Raw genomic sequence first — 21,773 nt, 5'->3', positions numbered from 1 at the left:
ATGAGTACAGAATTACTGATCAATGTCACACCGAGCGAAAGCCGTGTTGCCCTAATAGAAAACGGTGTACTGCAAGAAATACAGCTAGAGCGAATCGGTAATCTAGGTATTGTAGGCAATATTTACTTAGGAAAAATAAGCCGTGTACTTCCGGGTATGCAGGCTGCTTTTGTTGATATCGGCCTTGAAAAAGCTGCATTTTTGCATGCATCCGATATTGTAAATAGTGCCTCTATTGTTGAAGGCGTAGACGACGTACCAATAAAAAAAGTACAAGATATTAGAGAGTTAGTTCGTCAAGGCCAGTACATTATGGTGCAAGTGGTAAAAGATCCGCTAGGCACTAAAGGCGCAAGACTTACCACTGATATTACTATTCCTTCTCGTTATTTAGTGTTTATGCCAGATGCGACCCACGTAGGGGTTAGTCAGCGTATTGAAACTGAAGAAGAGCGCTCGCGCCTTAAAAAAATAGTCGCAGAATATGGCGATGAAAATGGCAGTTTTATTGTTCGCACAGCAGCCGAAGGCGCTAGCGAAGCAGAATTACGACACGATGCCGGTTTTTTAAGAAAACTATGGGAAAAAATTACAGCTCGTCGCAAAAAAACCAGTAAAGCCAGTATTCTACATGAAGACTTAACGCTTGCCTTTAGAACCCTACGTGACTACGTAGGCGAAGATATGGAGCGCATTCGCGTTGACTCTAAACTTACTCATGAAGAGCTAAAGTTATTTACTGAAGAGTTTGTTCCACAGCTTTCTCAAGTGCTTGAATACTACCCAGGCGAGCGGCCTATATTTGACTTGTTTGACGTTGAAAACGAAATTCAAAAAGCACTACACCGTAAAGTTACGCTAAAATCGGGTGGTTATATAATTATTGACCAAACAGAAGCAATGACGACTGTTGATGTTAATACTGGCGCATTTGTAGGGCATCGTAATTTAGAAGAAACCATTTTTAATACCAACGTAGAAGCAACCTCTGCAATTGCCCGCCAGCTCAGGCTGCGTAACTTAGGCGGTATTATCATTATCGACTTTATCGATATGGTAAGTGAAGATCATAAGCGACGGGTGCTTCATTCACTTGAAGCAGCCCTTGCAAAAGATCGCACTAAAACGAATATTAATGGGCTTTCAGCGCTTGGCCTTGTTGAAATGACGCGTAAACGTACACGCGAAAGCTTAGAGCATATTTTATGTGATGTATGCCCTGCATGCTCCGGTCGTGGTTCACAAAAAACAGTTGAAACGGTTTGCTACGAAATACTACGTGAAATAGTGCGTGTTAACCGAGCATACGCAGCAGACAAGTTTATGGTGTATGCAGCGCCGGCTGTAAGTGAGGCCCTACTAAACGATGAGTATCATAACCTTGCTGAGCTTGAACTATTTATTGGTAAGCAAGTCAATATTCAAACCGAGAGCTTATACAGCCAAGAACAGTTTGATGTGGTAATGATGTAATGAAAGCAAAAGCGGTCTGTTTTTTTTGTTTTAGAAAGTTATGGCAGACCTGCGCCATAATTTTGGTATTACTGGCCGTTATTGTTTCAATTTTAAAATATACCCTCCCGTATGCAAACGAGTACAAAGGTGACATAGAAAGCTATTTACACGAAAAGTTTGAAATAAGCTTATCTATTGGCGAAATATCAGCTAGTTGGCAGGGCAGTGGTCCTGCATTAGTGCTAGAAAATTTATCGTTTAAAGATAACGAAACCGCGCCAATATCACTCACCATTGCTAAAACCAGCTTAGAGCTAAACCTATGGGAAAGCTTAAAAGCACTGCAACTTAGATCTAATTATTTTGTTATTAATGGTTTTCATACCAGTGTAAATATCACCAACTTATTTAAAACCGGTGATAACGACGAAGTTTCTTTTGAGCAAAAAGAGCTAATTGAAGAACTGTTTTTGGGTAAAACGGGTCATTTTGCAATAGAAAATTCCAGTATTAACTTTATTTTAGAAGACGGTAAAGAACGTAAATTACTTCTTCAAAACATTGTTTGGCAAAATGAAGATGAGCAGCATCTTGGTAGTGGAAGCTTAGCACTGCCGGGTATTTCGGTCGGAGACTTTGACGCGCGCATAGCACTTACCGGAGATACTCTAGAGCAGGTTGCGGGCGACATCTATGTGCAGGCTAATAAGGTCGATGTATCTAACTGGTTAGCGCAATATATAAATACGCAAAAACAACAACTACATAGCGATATTAATTTACAAGCATGGCTAAAACTAGATAAAGGTTTTGTAAGCGATGTGAAAATGCAGTGGTTACCAAGCTTTGTACGCTGGCATCGAGAAGAGCAAAGCCACCAAGTTAGTTTGAGTGAAGGTGGATTCCATCTATATCCAGAACAAAATAGCTGGCACTTAAAAAGCACCGGTTTAACATTTAATAGTAACGATAAAGCATGGCCAAGTTTAGAGTTTGAAGCTCAACTAGGGTCGCAAAATAAAGTGTGGCTCCATCAAGTTGATTTTGAATTACTGAGTAACCTAGCAGGGCTAAGTAATTTTAATGCACTTGAACCATTTTTAGAGCGCCAACCTAGTGGGCAAATAGATCAAGCTTATTTAAATTTTTCTAATGCACAGCAATGGCAATTATGGTTTGAGGCTGACAATATTGGTTGGCAAGAATTAAGGTCTGTACCTGCAGCACAAGAACTTAGAGTAAGTGGTTTACTTAATCAAAGTAGTGGTCGAATAAATTTATTTGGTGAAAATGGTACATTGATCACAGGCGAAAGCTTTAGTAACGACATAAATTATAATCAGCTAAATGTAGAGCTAGATTTAGCTAAGCGAGATGATGGCTGGCATATAAGTAGTGACAATATATGGTTTGATAATAATGAAGTTACTCTTGCTGCAGAATTACAAATTAGTCTAACAGATGATCCTCGATTAGATCTTTACGCTGAAGCGTTCGCCCCAGATGCCAAAATTGCAGGTCATTACTTCCCATTAAAAGCTATGAGCCCTGAGCTCGTTAGCTATTTAAATGGCGCAATTAAAGGCGGAGAAGTGTCTAAAGCACAAGTCTTATTTGCAGGACCTTTATCTGGTTTTCCATTCACCGATGGCAGCGGTCAGTTTAATGTATTAGCGCAAATAGACAACGCAACCTATGAGTTTGATCCTGATTGGCCTTTGGTCACTAATGCCAATGTACAGCTACATTTTGCTAATGAGCGTATGGATATATATAGCCAGCAAGGTAAGTTGGTTAATTTAGATATTGGTAATAGTGTACAGGTAAGCATTGCAGATTTAATGAATGCAGATGAACTTATTGTGCAAATTGATAAAAAAGCACAAATGAAAAAGTTACATGACTTTTTCGCAGCGACACCTATTGCCAAACCTCTCGCTGAAATTTTTAAAGTTGTGCAGGGCAAAGGGGAAGCCGATGCCAGTATTGAGCTTTTAGTAGGCTCAAAATTTAAAGGCGGAGCCAGTGTTAGCGGCAAGGTTAATTTAAATGACTTGCCAGTATTTATAGCAACGCCAGGAATTGAGCTTAAAAACTTAACTGGCGAGCTTAATTTTAAAAACGACAATATCACACTTGAAAATGCGACTGCGCAGTGGCTGGGTATGCCGCTAACTATTAATTACAGCAGTAAAAGTGATGCAAAAAATTACCAAGCAAATATAGATATAAACGCCAAAATTGACGCCGATACACTAATAGATAGTGGACAAGGTATATTAAAAAATTATTTAAGCGGGCAAAGTGATGTTGATATTGGCTTAGTACTTAATTTTACCGAGCAAGGCTTTAATTACCGTGCACAGGTAAACTCAGAACTACTTGGCTTAACGAGCAACTTACCCGCACCTTATAGTAAAAATAGCGAACAAGTGTGGGCGCTTGATGCAGTTGTACAAGGTGATGACATTTCTAATCTCATTACAGCAAACGCTAATCAACAGTTTTACTTTAATGCTATTTTAGAAAATGGCAAATCACAGTTTAGCAATGTCCATTTTGTGCTCGGAAAACAAGATTTAGGATTAAACCAAAAAGATTTAAGCGTAAATATAAATCTTGAAAAGAGTGAATTAGTGCCTTGGTTTGATCTGATTGATCAAATAATTAAAGTGGGTAAAGCAAACCCAGGTAAAGAATCAAAAGGTATTATGCCACCGCTTAATGAGGTGGTCGCAAATATAGGTATGCTTGATGCGAGTAACATCATATTTAATGATTTTGAAATGCGTTTAGCGCCATCAAACAATAATCTATACCTAAAGCTAAATGCTAAAGAGCTCAGAGCTGGGGTGTTTATTCCTACGTCACAGCCTAGCCAGCCCATACGAATTAATGCTGATTACTTAAGGCTTAATTTTGCACCGGACAATGAGCAAGCACTTGAAATAACAGATGTACTTCCCGAGGAAGACTTGAGCTGGCTTACTAAAATACCTGCCATTGAGTTTGAATGCAGTGACTGCAAAATTGACCGCTACCAACTTGATAAAGTGAGTGCGTCATTATTGGGTGATGGCGAGCGCTTATCAATATCAGAGCTTGTGGTCGATAAAGGCGATCATGTGCTACGCACTAAAGGGCAGTGGCAAAATGGCTTAACAACGCTAAGTGGCGAGCTTAAAAGTGATGACATAGGCGCATTGTTTGGTGAGTTTGATATTACCTCTGCAATTAAGGACTCAAAAGCCGATTTAAATTATGATCTTACTTGGCAAGCTGCTCCTTATGATTTTGATGTGAAAACGTTAAGTGGTGAGGTTATTTGGGATTTAGGCGAAGGTCATTTAACTGAAATAAGCGATGGTGGTGCACGCGTATTTTCGTTACTGAGTCTTGATTCATTAGTACGTAAGCTAAAACTTGATTTTAGAGATGTCTTTTCAAAGGGCTTTTTTTATAACAGCATGCAAGGCTCTATGCAGCTAGAAGAAGGTATCGCTTACACTAAAGATACCAAAATGGACGGTGTGCCCGCCGATTTAACTATTAAAGGCTACGCAAATTTAAATACGCTAGATATAGACTATGACCTTGCTGTAGCGCCACAAGTAACCTCGAGCATTCCGGTTATAGTTGCATGGATGGTAAATCCAGTAACAGGGCTTGCTGCCTTAGCAATTGATAAAGTTATTCACTCTGCACGCGTTATCTCAGAGATAAATTTTAAAGTAACGGGTAAAATGAACGATCCTATAGTTCAAGAACTCGACAGAAAAAGTCGTGAAGTTACACTACCGCAAGCTGCGCAAAATCAGCCACAAGCATCAGTCGATTTAAAACTTAAAGATGCTCAAGTAACAGTAATGCAATGAACAAAACAGCAAACATAAGCACACCCACAATAGTTGCCCTACAAATGTGTTCAGGGCTAAGCCCTGATGACAACTTAGCAAGCTTAAAGCGCGTACTTAAAACCCTCCCAACAACAAGGCCATTACTTGTTTGTTTGCCTGAGGCTTTTTTAGTGTTTAGTAAAAGTGGTAACGATACGTTACGTGTTGCTAAGCAAGTTGAGCGATACAAACTACAACTTAGTGAATTGTGCCAACACCATAATATTTGGTTAAATGCAGGAACAATGCCTGAGCCATTTAACGAACATAAATATTATGCAGCATCGCACTTATATAATAATTAGGGCGAGCTGGTTGCAACGTATAACAAAATACATTTATTTGATGCAAACGTGGATGATCAAACAGGTAGCTATCGAGAGTCAGATTTTACCCAAGCAGGTAGCGATGTGGTTGTTGTTGATTCTCCCTTTGGTAAAATAGGCTTAACAGTATGTTATGATCTGCGCTTTAGTGGCTTATTTAACGAACTAGTACGCCAAGGCGCCGATATTATTTTAGTACCCAGTGCATTTACAGTCCCTACAGGGCAAGCACACTGGCAGCCGTTATTAACAGCGCGCGCAATAGAAACACAATGTTATGTGGTTGCAGCGGCTCAACACGGTACACATGAAAATGGCCGACAAACATATGGCCACAGTATTATTATTTCACCTTGGGGAAATATCCTGAGTGAACTGCCAACAGGCACCGGTTTTATAAGCTGCAGCGCAGACTTAGACCAGTTACAAAAAATTAGACGAGATATGCCCGTGCAGTCTCATCAACGATTTAGAGAGCATTTATTATGAATTCGGTTGAACAGCATTTACTACACGACAGCCAGCTAAATAGAGAAGAGCTCGAAAAAACGCTCGCTTATATACATCAGCATAAAGTGGATTACGCCGATTTATATTTTCAATCTAGCCACCACGAATCATGGGTGCTTGAAGACGGCTTAGTTAAAGAAGGCTCTTATAACGTCGAGCGCGGCGTTGGTGTACGTGCTGTAAGCGGCGAAAAAACAGGTTTTTCTTACTCTGATGCAATAAATCTTGAAGCGCTTAATAAAGCGGCTACAGCGGCTCGTAGCATTGCAGATGCTGGTGAAGATAGAGCGATTAAAGTATTTAGTGATGTTAAAGCTAAAGAGCAGTTTGCAGCGCATCAGCCAATCTCGAGTATGAGCGATACCGACAAGGTGAGTTTATTACGCGAACTTGAAAACTATATTCGTGAACTAGCACCAGATGCAGAGCAAGTAATTAGTTCAATGTCAGCGGTATACGAAGAAGTATTAATCGCAGCAAGTGATGGTACGTTTGCCACCGATATTCGCCCGCTTATTCGTTTAAACTGCTCAGTACTGCTTGAAAAAAATGGTCGCCGTGAACGCGGTGGCGCAGGCGGTGGTGCACGTTTAGATTATGGTTACTTTAAAGAGCTTGTTGATGGTAAACCGCGTTGGATGGAATTTGCAGAAGAAGCGGTACGCCAAGCTAAAGTAAATCTTGAGGCTATTGATGCACCTGCAGGCACGATGGAAGTTGTACTTGGTAATGGTTGGCCTGGCGTGCTTTTACACGAAGCGGTAGGGCATGGCCTTGAAGGCGACTTTAATCGTAAAGGCGCGTCTGCGTTTAGTGGTAAAGTGGGCCAAAAAGTAGCATCTGAGCTGTGTACTGTGGTTGATGATGGCACCATGGCCGATCGCCGTGGATCACTCAATGTAGATGATGAAGGCACACCAGCCGCTTACAACGTACTCATCGAAAACGGTATTTTAAAAGGCTATATGCAAGATAAGCTAAACGCGCGTTTAATGGGTGTAAATCCTACCGGTAACGCACGACGTGAGTCGTATGCACATTTACCAATGCCTCGCATGACTAATACTTACATGTTAGGTGGTGAGCACAGCCAAGCCGATATTATAAGCTCAGTTAAAAAAGGGGTATTTGCGCCTAATTTTGGCGGCGGACAAGTTGATATCACGTCAGGTAAGTTCGTATTTAGCGCATCAGAAGCGTATTTAATCGAAAATGGTAAAATTACCCAACCAATTAAAGGCGCAACGCTTATTGGTAATGGCCCAGAAGTAATGCAGCAAATATCTATGGTTGGTAACGACTTAGCACTTGATAAAGGTGTTGGTGTTTGTGGTAAAGATGGTCAAAGCGTACCGGTAGGCGTAGGCCAACCAAGCCTTAAAATTGATCAGTTAACGGTCGGTGGTACAGCTTAAATATTACTCAAGCGCGAAGTAAATTCGCGCTTTTTGTTTTAATGAAGGCGGGGTTTATACTTCTCCTTCATCCTCTTTATTTTTTTCAGCTTCTTTATACCATAACGCAAAAAAGCACTCTGTTAATTTATGCTCTATCTCAAGCGCTTTTTCTGTCGGACAAAACAAGGTGAAGCTTGCTTTAAATTCACCTAAATCGGTTGTACCAAAGTGAATTACCGGCTCTGGACCAGATATTTTTGCATCGAGTTTACGCTCAATCATTGAATTATAACGACTTGCTACTTCTTGAAACTCTTCGCAGTAGAGTTTAGCTTGTTCAGTGAGTGTGTCGTGAATAGGATACGGGTTAAAGCTCTCTCGACGAACAATAATAAAATGATGTGTAACAAAGCGTTTTACAAAGTTTAAGTTTTTAATAGAGCTGGTAATCAGCTTATTATTAGGTATGTATATGGTTTTTCTAGAAAATTGATAAGTATGTATATCAATTTCATGCATGGTTGTTTTTATCCAATCCGTTTCAGCTACTTCACCAAAGTAATCACCTACTTGTATCCAATCACCCACTCTAAACGGGCGAGTTGTTACGAGGTAAAAAAAGCCTATCACACACTGAATAAACTCACGCGTTGCAAGCACAATCGCCACAGCAAAAGCAGCAATAGAAAGTGCAAAGTTTTGAATTTCAGTAGACCACACAAATAGCAGCGATATCATCATTACAAAATTAATAAAGTGCTTAATATTGTGTGCGATGTAGCGAATATCTTTTTCTTTTTTTTCTGAGCGATTTTTAGCGAGCTTATCAACAAGTACTTTTAGTACAAATGCAATTGTGATCATCACTAATGAAATAAGAAATGGGTGGGATAATATATCTGTTAGCATGATTTCCAGTTCGATACGAGTTGATTCAGTTGTAGTGGTACAGTGGTTTTTGGTACCGATTAATAAAGAAATGTTATGCTATTTAATAATTTAACCAGACCGATACTTATTCTACATAAAGACCTTTGCTTCGGCAATATTGCGATAACTCAGCTTGGTTTAAAGAGGCCGTTTCCAACACGACTGAAAGTTTATTTACTGATGCCTACTGCTCAGCATTCTTTTCATTACCTGACACCTAATATCCCTTATCAATTTCTTACTTTCGCCAGTTATACAAGATTGATTCAGCAATACCCATATCGATAGATAGTTTGGCTATTGCTATTTTATTTGGTGGCATCATCTTCTGAAAAGTCGATGACTCTCTGCTTTGCGCTGAATAATGTTTTATTGTTACTCCACGGCCTCTATTTAATGGTCAAATATCAAGCGCGACAACTAGTTTGACAGAAAGGGCTTTTATACTGGGATAGAGATACCATATAATTCTTCTAAAAACTCGTTTACTTTCTTTTGATCATTCTCATTAACGATATACTCTTTTTGCTCTTCGTTAAAATCATAGATACCAAAAGATTTTATATAATTACGGCTTAACGAAAAATAATTTGAACCGTATGGTTTACTTGTATTTATAATATAAAACCAAAATAGATTTGATTGCATTATTTTTTGAGCCAATAACATAGAATTTCTATCTTCACTTATCAATGACATGCCATTATGGAATAAAAGTAATTCTTCATTTGTTAAAACAAAATTTGGTATTATCGGTGTTATATGTGGGAAAAATAATTTATATTTTCTTTTTTCTAAACCTTGAGTTCTACCGTAGGCGTACCATTCAGGGTAATTTCCTTTTCCTTTATCTCTTGACAATAAATCCTTTTTATGACGTTTAAGGTATGTGTATGCAGCACTATATTGTTTTTTGAATTCAATTTCAGGAATTATAGAAATACCTTTTTCAGTATAAACATATGGAAAAATAATTTTATTTTTTATCCTATCTATATTGTTTGATCTTATAAATTTATTTGGGTTTATAATATCAACACATACTGATTTCTCTACCCTCTCACCATCAGATAAATAGTAATATTCCTCATCTTCATCGATATAATCAATTATAAATACATTATTTTTTAATGTTGCTATGCCGCAGCTTGAATTGAAAACTTTATAGAAGGGAGTTCCTATCGATTCAATTTTATTGATAATTTTATATGACTGAAAATACCATCCGTTATGATCATTTAGCTTCTGATACGTCATATTTTTCAGACTTTTCAGACTAAGTTTATCTATGGAGGTCACTTTTTTATAAGAGATATTATCTGTTGGGTTATTTTGAATTAAACATATACAAGTGTAAGTGGAGCGAGAATCAAAAACTTGAAGGCCTCCAAAATCTAGAATATTCATATGAAATTTATTGCGGCTGAAATAAGCTCTCAATGCTCTTCCGTTTAAACTTTTAAAGAAAGAGTTCATAGTTATATAACCTAGGTACCCACATTCCTTTAAAAGGCTTAGACCTATTTCAAAAAACGGAATATATAAGTCAGGGTGTCCCGTTGAAGATACTTCCCATTTATTTAACAGGGTCTTGGATACTACATCTAAGTTTCTTGAACAAACGTAAGGTGGATTACCAACTATTGCTGAAAAACCGCTAAAGTTATTTACTACAGAATTAAAATCAAAATTTAATGAGTTTCCTACATATAAATTAAAATTAAACTCCTCTTCATCTTCTCCTCCAATAATGGCTTGTAAGGATAATAATATTTGAGAGCGTAAAATAGAATAGTCCATCAAGTCAATCCCAAAGATAAGCGTTTCAAAAATTTCTTTATATGAAATGTTTAAGTTTTCTTTAAGAGTTTTTGCTGATGTGTATAAGAATCCGCCACAACCGCAAGCTATATCACATACACTTGGTTTATCATCTAACGTTTGAGATAGCACACTGGTAACTATAAACTCTCTAATTTTTATAGGTGTGTATATCGCGCCCGTAACGACTTTTTCTTCAGGAGAAATGACAAATTCAAATGCTGTAATTAAATCTTCTATTGTTAATATTTGATGTTTATGATTAAATTCTATAAGTTGTTGAAAGTCAGAATCATTTGTATTAATACACAAAGAACTAATTAATTTGTTTCGCGTAACCTCAACGTTATTAGCCATCAAGAATGACGAAACAATTAGTCTATTGGTTTCTAGGGTGCCGCAGGAGTACGACTTTAAAAAATTAAATATATCTTTCTTCATTTAAACAGCCATTGGAAATACATTTTTCATCGTATAATCTTCATTAGTACAGCCTTCACTGAAAGCCTTAAAATAAGGAATAAACATTCGCTCTTTTGCTCTTTTAACAATATCTTGATAATCAGGCTTAGCAAATAGCTTATCAAAAAATGGATAATCTCTAGTACTACAGAAATTCCTTAAAATAAAATGTATACCTAAAATAACGTCCATTGGAGGGTGCGGTAATCTAGGTGCACCAATGAATACAGCCCCTATTATATCTTTTCCCTCTAAATTATTTCCCCCCGGTTGAAAATGATATAGAGGATGATCGTATCTTGGATATCCTGAATTAGGCTTACGTATGTCTCTATCAAGATGCCAAGCGTTATGATGTTCTCCTTTACCATTAATACCTTTAACTCCTATTTGAAAGTTATATGTATCAAGAATCCTATCTTTCACTTCTACATCTATAGATAAATCAAACTCACTTTTAGATTCAAAAAGAATTGTAATTGATTGAAGATCGCATGGAATTGTTCCTGCTATCCTTTTCTTTAGAATAAGTTCTATTCCATTTGCTTCAATTGATAAAATATTTCCTTTAGCGCCATTTAATTTTCCTTGAGCAACACTTAAGATACTATCCAAGTTTTTAAAAATTTTATCTGGATCATGTTTCTTAACCAATTTTGCAAATTGTGCGAGATCATTTCCATATCGAATTCTATTCCATTCCATTTGACTAACTCCCTCTAGCGATTTCTTTATAACGAGATTTTTCAATATCTGTTAATTCATCATTTAAGTCATAATCTCTAACTCTTTCATAAGAATAATATTGTGTATCTAGCCAGGGCATTAATGTTAAGTCTGCTTTAATTTCAAAAGCTTCGCTAGGATCTACAGGTAGGAAGCTGCATTGACAGATAGTCCAAAAGTTATCTGTTTTAGTTGTTGGATCACCTTCTACTTTTTGAAGTTTAAGATCAGGGAATTTATCACAAATAATTTTTAATTTTTCTTCAGAGTTAAATCTCCTAAGGTGATTTGACTCTCCAATAGTTTCATTCCACCAGACTTCAACTCCATCAGCCCACCACCTTTGATATGAACCTGAATAAATACCTTTATATTTACACTCTTTAAGTAGAGCGCACAGTTCATACCAGCTTTCTGAGGCCTTACTAATCCCAAGCCGTGCAGAAAGAACGTCTTCCCCGATTAAGACACCTATAGACTTAACAACATTATTAAAAATAAATGTTGAAGCCATATAAACGTTAGATTGATACTTCTTGCTTCTTAAAGTTTCTTTGATACGAGGATCTATGTCTAGCTCTAGCTTCTCTGGGACACTCAATAATTCGGCTAAATCATTATCTTTAGCCTGCAACGTTGAAATTAATTTATAAGACTCAATATGTTCCTTCATTAGAAGTGAATACTTTTCTTTATTTTCCGATAAATTCTCTTTAATTATAAAAAAATCAAAGAGATCATGACTAGTAAAGTCATCATAAAATCCATGGATCTTAGTATCATTTGACAATAAAACTATAGGCAAACATAAAGTAGGATCATCAATAGACAAACTTCTATAATATTGAGCAATTGCAGGTGCATTAACTTCACCACCTCCTTGCATAAGCCTAAAGTCCATTAATATTAAATCAGGCTCAGTATTGTTTACTTCCGTAATAGTGTCTTTAAATGATTCTGGATGGCAGTGAACTGCTTCTAAATCACACTGTGATAAATCATGGATAACTGATTTCGCATCTTGATCTTCTATGTAAACAATTTTATATGCCATGCTCATCTAACTCCTTATCTGTTGCTTTACCAATTTCGATTCGTATACAGGTTGAAAATTCATTTTTCGGTGAAACAACACGTATATTCCCACGATATCCTTTAATAATGTCCTTGGTAATTTTTAATCCTAATCCAGTCCCTAAAATTTCTGTATTTTGGTCTAACTCTGCCAATGAACTTACGCTTGTAGTTGTGTAAAATTCATCAAATATTTTTTCTTCAGCACCAATCTCTATTCCATCGCCATTATCTGAAAACTCTATAAAAATTAAATCCTCTTCTTCACCGCACTCAATGAATATCTTCCCATTTGATTTTGCTCTTTGAATTGCTTTTTTAGAGTTTGTATAAAAATTAAATAATACAGAAGACCATTCAGAAGGATGCATTGATTTTGTATATAGCCAATCTTTACTAAACTTAGGAGGTAATAACTCAATTCCAGATTTCAAGGCATCAGGTCCCATTGAGTCAACAAAACTTTTTAATATTTTCAACATATTTTGAGGGCGAATGTCTCGGATAATATTTTGTGAGACAACGTCATTAAAATAAGAGGTATAATTAGTAAATGATTCGAAGTTAGAGTCTAGTATTGTGAGTCGTCCTAGTGCTACTTTATTTCCTTCTAATTCACTTATAAGGAAAGAAATGTCACTTTTAATATGATCCATATGGTGTTTAATTTCATGGATAAACTGTGAAACGGTTAGACCAACACTACTTAAAACCCGCAACATTGAACGTTCTTTAATAGTCTTTTTTAACTCTGACTTATGTAAAGCATCCAATTCTTCCACGGCCTCTTTAATTGATTGAGTTTTACGTTTTCGTCTTTTCTTATTTCCACCATTTTCGTCTTCAAATTCACTTTCTAATTCTTCGATTGTCTTTGCTATATTCTTAATTCGGACACTTATTTCTTCATAATTTCCTTTTTCATCTTTAAGTTGAGAAGGTGTTTGCTTTATGTTCCTAATAGCTGCTACTTTCAGCACACCAGCAAGTATAGTTCTATGAACAAAGTTTCTTAATTGAATAAATGCTTCATTTTCAATTATTCCTTCTCGACTTGATGTCTCATTAAAAAAGTTATCAGGGTCTTTAACTTCTACGAAACCAAAGAAATTTATATTTGAATGTTGAGGCAGTATAGTTCTTCTTCTGACTGATCTGTCTAGATCTAACCAATCATTTCCGGGTTCCGCGTATGGAAGCACTCTAAATCCATTTCTGTATAACTTTATTCCTCCCTCCCGCCCAGCAAGCTTTCGTATACTTGAAGCATGAATTTTAGAAATTAAGTCTGAATCATAGATGTAATAAAATGCTTTAAATCTTACATTTCTCAGCTCACTGAATGGAATAGTGGAGTCATCAGGATCATTTCCTATCTCACCTATTTCATTAATATTCAACTTTTTACTATCCACCGTATAAATACCAATTCCACTACTATCAATCTGTCCATGAATTTCTGCAACAGCATGGTCATAAATCATTACTGCTTGATCAGCTACAATTTTAGGTTTTTCTTTCCCTTCCTTCTTATAAAATACAGCCCTGAAACCAGGATCAATGTTTTCATTACTATTTTCTTCTATTGTCACAACATCAGCTAGAGAAAAAGGTTGCATGATGTTAGCTACATAGCGATACACTCTTTGAATAGAAGCCTGACTCCATTTATCTCGTAAGCCACTGATAATTAATCTTGTACCGCTTTCTTTAACCTTTTCTGTTATTTCAAGTTCATTTGAAATAGTTAAAAGGTTTGAATCTTTTTTATAATCATCCCAATTTATCTTAAGTTCCAAGGCAAAATCGGAATCAGCGACCTGTGTAATAATTGTTAAATTTAAGCCAAGTCTTTGAACTGAAAAACGGCCAATACCTTTTTGACCAGCTCGTTGCCTTTTGAATTTTCTCGATAAAGGGTTATGAATTTTTGATGTAGAAGATATTCTCATAAACCCGTCAACTAATTCGTCACGAGTCATACCATCGCCATCATCATCAATAATAAGAGTACCGCCTATTGAATCAGAATCTTTAAAAGTCAACGTCACTAATTCTGCATCAGCATCAAAAGAATTTTTAACTAGCTCAGATACTGCTGTTTCCTGCCTCGCAACAAGTTCTTGCCCTAATCTATCAATTACACCTGCATCTATAGAAAATCTTACTTTACCTTCTTCTAATGCAGCAATTTCATGACTAAGCTTTAAAACTAAACCGTGATCCAGCCCATCATTTGCTAAATGAGCTGTCAGTTGAGATTTCAACTCATTAAGTTTAACTAATTTATCTTCCATTTTTATATTTCCAAGCTATATGTAAGTCAAAGCAACATGATTATTATTGTTTATTTAGCCATTCATTTAATGTTGTCCTACTTATACCGAAATGTTCAGCAACTTCAGCTTTTGTTATTTGAGGATCATTTAACATTGCTTTTTTATCTCGATTAGCATCTAATCCAGCTTTAGTTTGTTCCGAAATAAGTCTGCGTTCAAACTGAGCAATTGAACATGAGAGAGGCCAGTTCACCAACAGTCGTTTTTTTATCAATACTTTTATTTTATTTAATTTTATTCTGTAGTGAATATATCTCTCTATAGTAGTAATTTAAAGCTACCATATATTGAGCAAATCAATATTTTTATCTCAATAAGAGCATTTGATGAAATAAGCATCTAGGCGCTTGAAATTTTTTAATAGATATGAATTTAAAAAGGCCAGATGTTAACCTGACCTATGTACATTTCCAGAATAAGAAAAGTGTATAGGTGAAAACTCTACACTAGCCCCTCATCGTTACAAATTCTTCCGAGCCAGTCGGGTGAATTGCAACAACTGCATCAAAATCAGCTTTAGTTGCGCCCATTTTCATGGCAACTGCAAAACCTTGAATCATTTCATCAACCGCAAAACCAATCCCATGTAGACCAACTACTTTTTCGTCTGGGCCGGCACATACAAGTTTCATCTTGCAAGGCTGGCGATGTTTAGTTACCGCTGTGTACATAGCCGTAAAACCAGATTGATAAATTTTAACGTTTTCTTCGCCATACTGAGAAATAGCTTCTTGCTCAGTTAAACCAATAGTACCAATCGGTGGATGACTAAATACAACCGTAGGAACTAAGCTGTAATCCATTTTTAAATCATCTGGGAGTTCTTTATTAAATAAACGCTCAGATAAAGTACGCCCTGCTTTAACTGCTACCGGTGTAAGTTCAATACCGTTTTCGATTATATCGCCTACCGCGTATACATTTTTAGCTGTGGTATTTTGATACTCATCAACTTTTACAAAACCACTGCTGTTTACTTCTACGCCAGCTGCAGCAACGTTAATAGCATTGGTTGTTGGCTCGCGGCCAATAGCCCAAATAACTTGATCAACGTTGTGAGTTTTGCCGTTATCTAAATGAAGCGTTACTGAGCCATCGTCTTCTTTAACTAATTTATGGGGTACAGACTCTGTATGAAGAGTAGGGCCTTCAGCAGCCATAACATCAACAAGCGTATCTACAATGTACGGGTCAAAGTTACGAAGCGGAGAATGCTTACGAACAAATAAATGCGTCTCAGTACCTAAACCATGTAATACACCAGCAAGTTCTACAGCTATATAACCTGCGCCTATTACTGCAACGCGTTTAGGTTGCTCTTTTAATTCAAAAAAGCCATTAGAATCGATACCGTGCTCAGCACCTTCAATATGCGGAATGCTTGGGCGCCCACCTACTGCAATTAATATGTGATCGGCTGTGTAATGCTCGCCGTTTACTTCAACTGTTTTATTATCTACAAATTTAGCAAAGCCTTTAATTACAGTAACGCCATTGCTAGCAAGGCCACTGTCATAACCTTTATGAATTCGGCCTATGTAGGCTTCGCGGCTTTCTACTAACTTGCTCCAATCAAAGCCTTTAACTTCAACATTAAAGCCGTAATCTGGGGCGTATAAATTAATAGCTTCGGCAACCTGAGCACCGTGCCACATTACTTTTTTAGGTACGCAGCCTACGTTTACACACGTGCCGCCCATGTGTTTTGCTTCTATAAGTGCTACTTTAGCGCCACGCATTGCCGCTCTATTTGCAGAGGCAATACCACCACTGCCACCACCGATTGCAATATAATCAAAGTGTTGTGTCATTTTATGTCCTTAGGCGTTGAGTTTTATGCGCATTAGCATAACATTAAGTTTTAAAAATAAAGAGTGTTTAGGTGACCTATGTTTAGTAAAAAAACATTCGAATTTCTTGCTCAGCTTGATCAAAACAATAATAGAGACTGGTTTAACGACCATAAATCACAGTATGAGGAATACGTAAGAGAGCCCGCTTTAGATTTCATTAGGCAAATGCAAGCACCACTTGCTGAGGTTTCTAGCCATTTTGTCGCATCAGATAAAAAAGTGGGCGGTAGTTTAATGAGAATCCATAAGGATGCGCGTTTTAGTAAAGATAAAACCCCATATAAAATTAATGTAGGGATTCAATTTCGCCATTTTATGGGAAAAAACGTACACGCCCCGGGTTTTTATTTTCACTTAGCAAATGACGAATGTTTTATAGGTGCTGGTATTTGGCGACCAGAATCAAAGGCGCTTAACGCAATTAGAACCTGCATAGATGAAAACCCAAATAGCTATAAAAAAGCAATTTATAATGAGCAATTTAAATCTATTTTTGAAATGTCAGGAGAGTCGCTAAAACGCCCACCAAGAGGTTTTGAAAAAGAGCACCCATTAATAAATGAGCTCAAGCGAAAAGACTTTATAGCCATTAGCCCGCTGACTCAAAAGCAAGTATGTAGCAATAATTTAGTTGATACGGTACTAGAGCATTATAAAGTGGCTGACTCATTAATGGGTTATTTGTGTTTTGCTCTGGAGCAACCCTATTAAAATTACACAACTTAAAAGCAGTTGAGTTGTTTTTTTACTTTTAGACCCAATTTAAAACCTAATGCATTAACGCAAAGAGAGTATTTATGAGCAACCCACTAATTGGCCTTGAAGGCTTACCACCATTTTCAAAAATAAAGCCTGAGTATGTAGTACCCGCACTAAAAGACGGTATTGAGCTTTGTCGTAAAGCCATTGATGACGTGTTAGCTAAAGGTTCGTACACGTGGGATGACTTAGTATTACCCCTTGAAGAAGCTGACGATAAATTATCGCGCATGTTTTCCCCTGTATCGCATTTAAATTCAGTAATGAATAACGACGAATTACGCGAAGCTTACGAGCAGTGCTTACCGTTAATATCTGAATATTCAACATTTGTAGGTCAGCATCAAGGTTTATACAACGCGTATAATACGCTTTATAACAGCGACGAATTTAAAACGCTGACTACAGCACAGCAAAAAACAATTACTAATGCGCTGCGTGATTTTAAATTATCGGGTATTGCTTTAGCGCCAGAACAACAAAAACGCTATGGTGAAATAAGCGCACGTTTATCTGAGCTTGCCTCAAAATTTGGCAACAATGTAATGGATGCGACTTTAGCGTGGCACAAGCATATTACTGATGAGAGCGACTTAGCTGGCTTGCCAGAATCAGCTCTTGCACTTGCAGCCGATACCGCAAAAAGTAAAGAATTAGATGGCTGGTTATTTACACTCGATTTTCCATCATATTTACCAATAATGGCTTATGCAGATAACCGCGAACTACGCAGGGAAACCTACACTGCGTTTTCTACGCGCGCATCAGATCAAGGCCCTAACGCCGGTGAGTTTGATAACTCAGATATTATGAGAGAGGAGCTTGCGCTTCGTCATGAACTTGCACAGTTACTAGGATTCAACAGCTACGCTGAAAAGTCACTCGCGACTAAAATGGCAGAGTCACCAGAACAAGTATTCTCATTTTTAGAAGACCTAGCAGCTAAATCAAAACCACAAGCAGAGCAAGAAGTGGCCGAGCTAAAGGCGTATGCTGAGCAAAAACACGGTATTTCTGAATTAGAAGCATGGGATTTTGGTTACTACAGCGAAAAGCTTAAGCAAGAAAAGTATGCAATTTCAGACGAAGTACTACGTCCTTACTTCCCTGCAAATAAAGTATTAAGTGGATTATTCGAAACCGTTAATCGCTTATTTGGTATTAGCGTAAAAGAAGTTACTGATTTTGATACTTATCATAAAGATGTACGCTTTTTTGAAATTGTAGATAGTAGCAATACGCTTCGTGGACGCTTTTATCTAGATTTATATGCACGCGACCACAAACGTGGTGGTGCGTGGATGGATGACTGTATGGGTCGTAAAGTACGTGCTAACGGCGAACTACAAACTCCAGTGGCTTATTTAGTGTGTAACTTTAATAAGGCGGTTGGCGATAAACCGGCGCTGTTTACTCATGACGAAGTAACTACTTTATTTCATGAGTTTGGTCATGGTATTCACCACATGCTGACACAAGTTGATGCTGCTCCTGTTGCGGGTATTAATGGTGTTGCATGGGATGCGGTAGAGCTTCCTAGTCAGTTTTTAGAAAATTGGTGTTATGACGAAGAAGCCCTGAGCTTTATTTCAGGTCATTATGAAACGGGTGAGCCGTTACCTAAAGAGTTACTTGATAAGTTACTTGCTGCTAAAAACTATAACTCAGGCGTACAAATGCTACGTCAAATTGAGTTTTCGTTATTCGACTTTAAAATCCATAACGATTACAAAGTGGGTGAGCAATGCCAAATTCAAGCAGTACTAAACGATGTACGTAGCCGCACATCAATCGTTAAACCGCCTGAGTTTAACCGTTTTCAAAATGGTTTTAGTCATATTTTTGCCGGCGGTTATAGTGCAGGTTATTACTCATATAAATGGGCTGAAGTACTCTCTGCCGATGCTTATTCTAAATTTGAAGAAGAAGGTATTTTTAACGCCGCAACAGGCCAAGCATTCTTAAAAAACATTTTAGAAAAAGGCGGCAGTGAAGAGCCTATGGAATTATTTAAAAAGTTCCGTGGTCGTGAGCCAAATGTCGACGCGTTACTACGTCATAGCGGTATTGCTGTTTAAAAATTGAATGTTCAGCACAAACCAAATTAAAGCGCCTTAATGGCGCTTTTTTATTATTTTAAAATTATTATCCAATAATTTTTAGTAATTTCATCCTGTCGTACTATGCTTTTAGCACACCTAATAAAATGGACTAAGGCATGGCAAAGTTGGTATTGGCAATTGATGACGACAAGTATGTTCATCATATAATTGAAGAGTCTTTAGCAGGGTTTTGTAAAATAATTCATGCAAAAGATGGCGATGAAGGATTAAGGCTAACCAATAAATACAACCCAGATATTATTTTACTCGATATTGAAATGCCAGGTATGTCAGGTTATGACGTATGTAAAACAATAAAGCAAAGTCAAAATACTCAAGATATTCCCGTTATGTTTCTCTCATCTAAAATAGAGCTGAGCGATCGGGTAAAAGGTTACAGCGTCGGCGCATCCGATTACATTACAAAACCTTTTAACGCAGAAGAGTTAATAGCGCGAATAAAGGTACTTTACGAATATAGGCAAAAATGCGCAAAACTTAAATTGGATATAGCAAAAGCGAATAAAACAGCTGAAATAGCAATGACAGAGTCCGGCGATATGGGGCGTATAATGCGCTACGTTGGGCAAAGTTATCACGTTAATAATTTTCAATCGTTGAGTGAGTATTTTTTAGCATTTTTTGCTCCTTTAAATTTAGATGTCGTGGTTGTGTTTTGGTATCAAAGCAAAGGTATATTTTACAGCCAGCAAAGTGGTGTTTGCCCGTTAGAGCAAGAGCTGCTAGAGCAGCATCGAAATGCCAAACGATTTGTTGATATTGGTAGCAGTACTATTATTAATTATCCCAAAGTATCCCTTTTGATAAAAAATATGCCTGTTGATAACTATGCCTTGTACGGGCGCTACAAAGATCTGTTCCCGCATATATTAGAAGTGACCAACGAGAAGGTTGTTAACATGGAAAGAAGCGAAAGCAGTTATGAACAAGCAGCTCAAATAAGTACAGCCCTTCAAGATATTGTTAAGCAGTTAAATAGTCAAAATGTAGAGCAAAACAAAAGTACTAAAGTATTTATAGAGCAGCTACATGAACTTGACTGCGCTATTAAGCTACAACAAGCACAGGCTAACCCTGCAGATCTCACTTTATATATATCTCAATTGGATCAAACAATGCAGTTATTTGTCTCGGCTAATAGCGATTTAGCCTTTATTAAATATCAGCTTAAACAAGTTGCCGAAAGCCGCAATGAGCTTATATCTAATTTACGTAGTAAAGCGCAAGCAGCAAAGGTTAATACGAATCACCATAGTGATATAGAGCTATTTTAGTGCTTTAAAGTAAAGCGGTTGATATACTGCAGGCGTATTTTATCGTCGGAGTTTATTGTGGTTATTCAGTGTGCTTTTAAAGAGTGTCGCCCTTATTTAAATGAATTAGAAACACGCTTTGGTTTAGTCCAATGGGCGCAAAATTGTAGTGGTTTTAGTTTGCATTACGATGATAAAGGGTTAAGCCTATTTAAAACCGACGAGCCCAAATTGGGTGCAATTAACGTTGATTTTGTAACCGGTGCTGCAGCCCATAGACGCAAGTTTGGCGGTGGTAAAGGCCAAGCCATTGCCAAAGCAGTGGGCTTAAATAAAGGTGCAACGCCTGTTGTACTTGATGCTACCGCAGGTTTAGGGCGAGACGGCTTTGTACTTGCATCTCTTGGATGCAAAGTTATATTACATGAACGTCACCCGGTTGTAGCTGCACTTTTGTACGATGGGTTAAAGCGAGCCTATAGCGATATTGAAATTGGTTTGTGGATGCAAGAAAACATGAGCCTCATATTTGGCTCAAGCCATACTCTACTATCGCAGTGTGAAAGCATGCCCGATGTGGTTTATTTAGATCCTATGTTCCCGCATCGCGAAAAATCAGCATTAGTTAAAAAAGAAATGCGCGTATTTCAAGAGCTAGTTGGTGCAGACAACGACGCTGACGACCTACTTGATTTTGCCTACCCACTCGCCAGTAAGCGTGTAGTAGTAAAGCGCCCCGATTACGCCCCATTTTTAAATGACAAAACCCCAAGTATGCAGATCAAAACCAAAAAGAACCGTTTTGATGTCTATGTAAAGGCGGCAATGGTTTAAACATCAAAAAAAATT

At 37.4% G+C, this 21,773-nt stretch carries 14 protein-coding genes and 1 pseudogene; 8 read left to right on the top strand and 7 right to left on the bottom strand.

Annotated elements, in window-relative coordinates:
* The 4 genes and pseudogenes from rng (at position 1) to tldD (ending at position 7,602) form a co-directional block, all read left to right on the top strand.
* Positions 1-1,473, top strand: a complete 1,473-nt coding sequence (gene rng, locus I6E69_RS01555; RefSeq protein WP_182196160.1) for a ribonuclease G — start codon at positions 1-3, stop codon at positions 1,471-1,473.
* Positions 1,473-5,330 carry a YhdP family protein gene (locus I6E69_RS01550; RefSeq protein ID WP_197120446.1) on the top strand — a complete coding sequence of 1,286 codons (3,858 nt, stop codon included), beginning with the start codon at positions 1,473-1,475 and terminating at the stop codon, positions 5,328-5,330. The genes rng and I6E69_RS01550 overlap by 1 nt, the downstream gene beginning before the upstream one ends.
* Positions 5,327-6,166: pseudogene (locus I6E69_RS01545) on the top strand (carbon-nitrogen hydrolase family protein). The gene I6E69_RS01550 and the pseudogene I6E69_RS01545 overlap by 4 nt, the downstream one beginning before the upstream one ends.
* Positions 6,163-7,602 carry a metalloprotease TldD gene (tldD, locus tag I6E69_RS01540; protein WP_197120445.1) on the top strand — a complete coding sequence of 480 codons (1,440 nt, stop codon included), beginning with the start codon at positions 6,163-6,165 and terminating at the stop codon, positions 7,600-7,602. The pseudogene I6E69_RS01545 and the gene tldD overlap by 4 nt, the downstream one beginning before the upstream one ends.
* 54 nt (positions 7,603-7,656) lie before the next feature.
* On the opposite strand, the gene I6E69_RS01535 is transcribed toward tldD, so the two are convergent.
* The 7 genes from I6E69_RS01535 to gorA all read right to left on the bottom strand — a co-directional run bounded on the left by I6E69_RS01535 (position 7,657) and on the right by gorA (position 16,747).
* Positions 7,657-8,493, bottom strand: coding sequence for a mechanosensitive ion channel family protein (locus tag I6E69_RS01535; protein WP_197120444.1), 837 nt, complete (start codon positions 8,491-8,493; stop codon positions 7,657-7,659).
* 462 nt (positions 8,494-8,955) lie between these two features.
* Positions 8,956-10,776, bottom strand: coding sequence for an N-6 DNA methylase (locus tag I6E69_RS01530; protein WP_197120443.1), 1,821 nt, complete (start codon positions 10,774-10,776; stop codon positions 8,956-8,958).
* Positions 10,777-11,502, bottom strand: a complete 726-nt coding sequence (locus tag I6E69_RS01525) for a hypothetical protein (protein WP_197120442.1) — start codon at positions 11,500-11,502, stop codon at positions 10,777-10,779. It lies immediately after the preceding gene.
* A gap of 4 nt (positions 11,503-11,506) precedes the next feature.
* Positions 11,507-12,577 carry a hypothetical protein gene (locus tag I6E69_RS01520; RefSeq protein ID WP_197120441.1) on the bottom strand — a complete coding sequence of 357 codons (1,071 nt, stop codon included), beginning with the start codon at positions 12,575-12,577 and terminating at the stop codon, positions 11,507-11,509.
* Positions 12,567-14,894: an ATP-binding protein gene (locus I6E69_RS01515; RefSeq protein ID WP_197120440.1), complete on the bottom strand. Its 2,328-nt coding sequence runs from the start codon at positions 14,892-14,894 to the stop codon at positions 12,567-12,569. Before I6E69_RS01515 ends, I6E69_RS01520 begins: the two co-directional genes overlap by 11 nt.
* Before the next feature lie 43 nt (positions 14,895-14,937).
* Entirely contained in the window at positions 14,938-15,129 is a 192-nt protein-coding gene (locus tag I6E69_RS01510; protein WP_197120439.1) for a hypothetical protein, read from the bottom strand.
* 253 nt (positions 15,130-15,382) lie between these two features.
* A complete protein-coding gene (gene gorA, locus I6E69_RS01505) occupies positions 15,383-16,747 on the bottom strand; it encodes a glutathione-disulfide reductase (RefSeq protein ID WP_197120438.1) in 1,365 nt (454 codons plus the stop codon).
* 78 nt (positions 16,748-16,825) lie between these two features.
* Between gorA and I6E69_RS01500 the strand changes: the two genes are divergently transcribed.
* The 4 genes from I6E69_RS01500 to I6E69_RS01485 all read left to right on the top strand — a co-directional run bounded on the left by I6E69_RS01500 (position 16,826) and on the right by I6E69_RS01485 (position 21,758).
* Entirely contained in the window at positions 16,826-17,500 is a 675-nt protein-coding gene (locus I6E69_RS01500; RefSeq protein WP_197120437.1) for a DUF2461 domain-containing protein, read from the top strand.
* 86 nt (positions 17,501-17,586) lie between these two features.
* On the top strand, positions 17,587-19,626 hold the full coding sequence (gene prlC / locus I6E69_RS01495) for an oligopeptidase A (RefSeq protein WP_197120436.1): 2,040 nt from the start codon (positions 17,587-17,589) through the stop codon (positions 19,624-19,626).
* Positions 19,627-19,766: 140 nt separating this feature from the next.
* Positions 19,767-20,945 carry a response regulator transcription factor gene (locus tag I6E69_RS01490; protein ID WP_197120435.1) on the top strand — a complete coding sequence of 393 codons (1,179 nt, stop codon included), beginning with the start codon at positions 19,767-19,769 and terminating at the stop codon, positions 20,943-20,945.
* A gap of 57 nt (positions 20,946-21,002) precedes the next feature.
* Positions 21,003-21,758: a class I SAM-dependent methyltransferase gene (locus I6E69_RS01485; RefSeq protein ID WP_197120434.1), complete on the top strand. Its 756-nt coding sequence runs from the start codon at positions 21,003-21,005 to the stop codon at positions 21,756-21,758.
* The last annotated feature ends 15 nt before the right edge of the window (positions 21,759-21,773 follow it).

It is taken from the genome of Pseudoalteromonas sp. NZS100 (genome assembly GCF_015864815.1).
GTDB classification, from domain to species: domain Bacteria; phylum Pseudomonadota; class Gammaproteobacteria; order Enterobacterales; family Alteromonadaceae; genus Pseudoalteromonas; species Pseudoalteromonas distincta.
This window is presented reverse-complemented; position numbering and strand designations above follow the sequence as displayed.

Bases quoted from the DNA above. Each gene is read 5' to 3' on its own strand.
- rng (WP_182196160.1), top strand. From the start codon at position 1: ATGAGTACAGAATTACTGATCAATGTCACACCGAGCGAAAGCCGTGTT.
- I6E69_RS01550 (WP_197120446.1), top strand. From the start codon at position 1,473: ATGAAAGCAAAAGCGGTCTGTTTTTTTTGTTTTAGAAAGTTATGGCAG.
- tldD (WP_197120445.1), top strand. From the start codon at position 6,163: ATGAATTCGGTTGAACAGCATTTACTACACGACAGCCAGCTAAATAGA.
- I6E69_RS01535 (WP_197120444.1), bottom strand. From the start codon at position 8,493: ATGCTAACAGATATATTATCCCACCCATTTCTTATTTCATTAGTGATG.
- I6E69_RS01530 (WP_197120443.1), bottom strand. From the start codon at position 10,776: ATGAAGAAAGATATATTTAATTTTTTAAAGTCGTACTCCTGCGGCACC.
- I6E69_RS01525 (WP_197120442.1), bottom strand. From the start codon at position 11,502: ATGGAATGGAATAGAATTCGATATGGAAATGATCTCGCACAATTTGCA.
- I6E69_RS01520 (WP_197120441.1), bottom strand. From the start codon at position 12,577: ATGGCATATAAAATTGTTTACATAGAAGATCAAGATGCGAAATCAGTT.
- I6E69_RS01515 (WP_197120440.1), bottom strand. From the start codon at position 14,894: ATGGAAGATAAATTAGTTAAACTTAATGAGTTGAAATCTCAACTGACA.
- gorA (WP_197120438.1), bottom strand. From the start codon at position 16,747: ATGACACAACACTTTGATTATATTGCAATCGGTGGTGGCAGTGGTGGT.
- I6E69_RS01500 (WP_197120437.1), top strand. From the start codon at position 16,826: ATGTTTAGTAAAAAAACATTCGAATTTCTTGCTCAGCTTGATCAAAAC.
- prlC (WP_197120436.1), top strand. From the start codon at position 17,587: ATGAGCAACCCACTAATTGGCCTTGAAGGCTTACCACCATTTTCAAAA.
- I6E69_RS01490 (WP_197120435.1), top strand. From the start codon at position 19,767: ATGGCAAAGTTGGTATTGGCAATTGATGACGACAAGTATGTTCATCAT.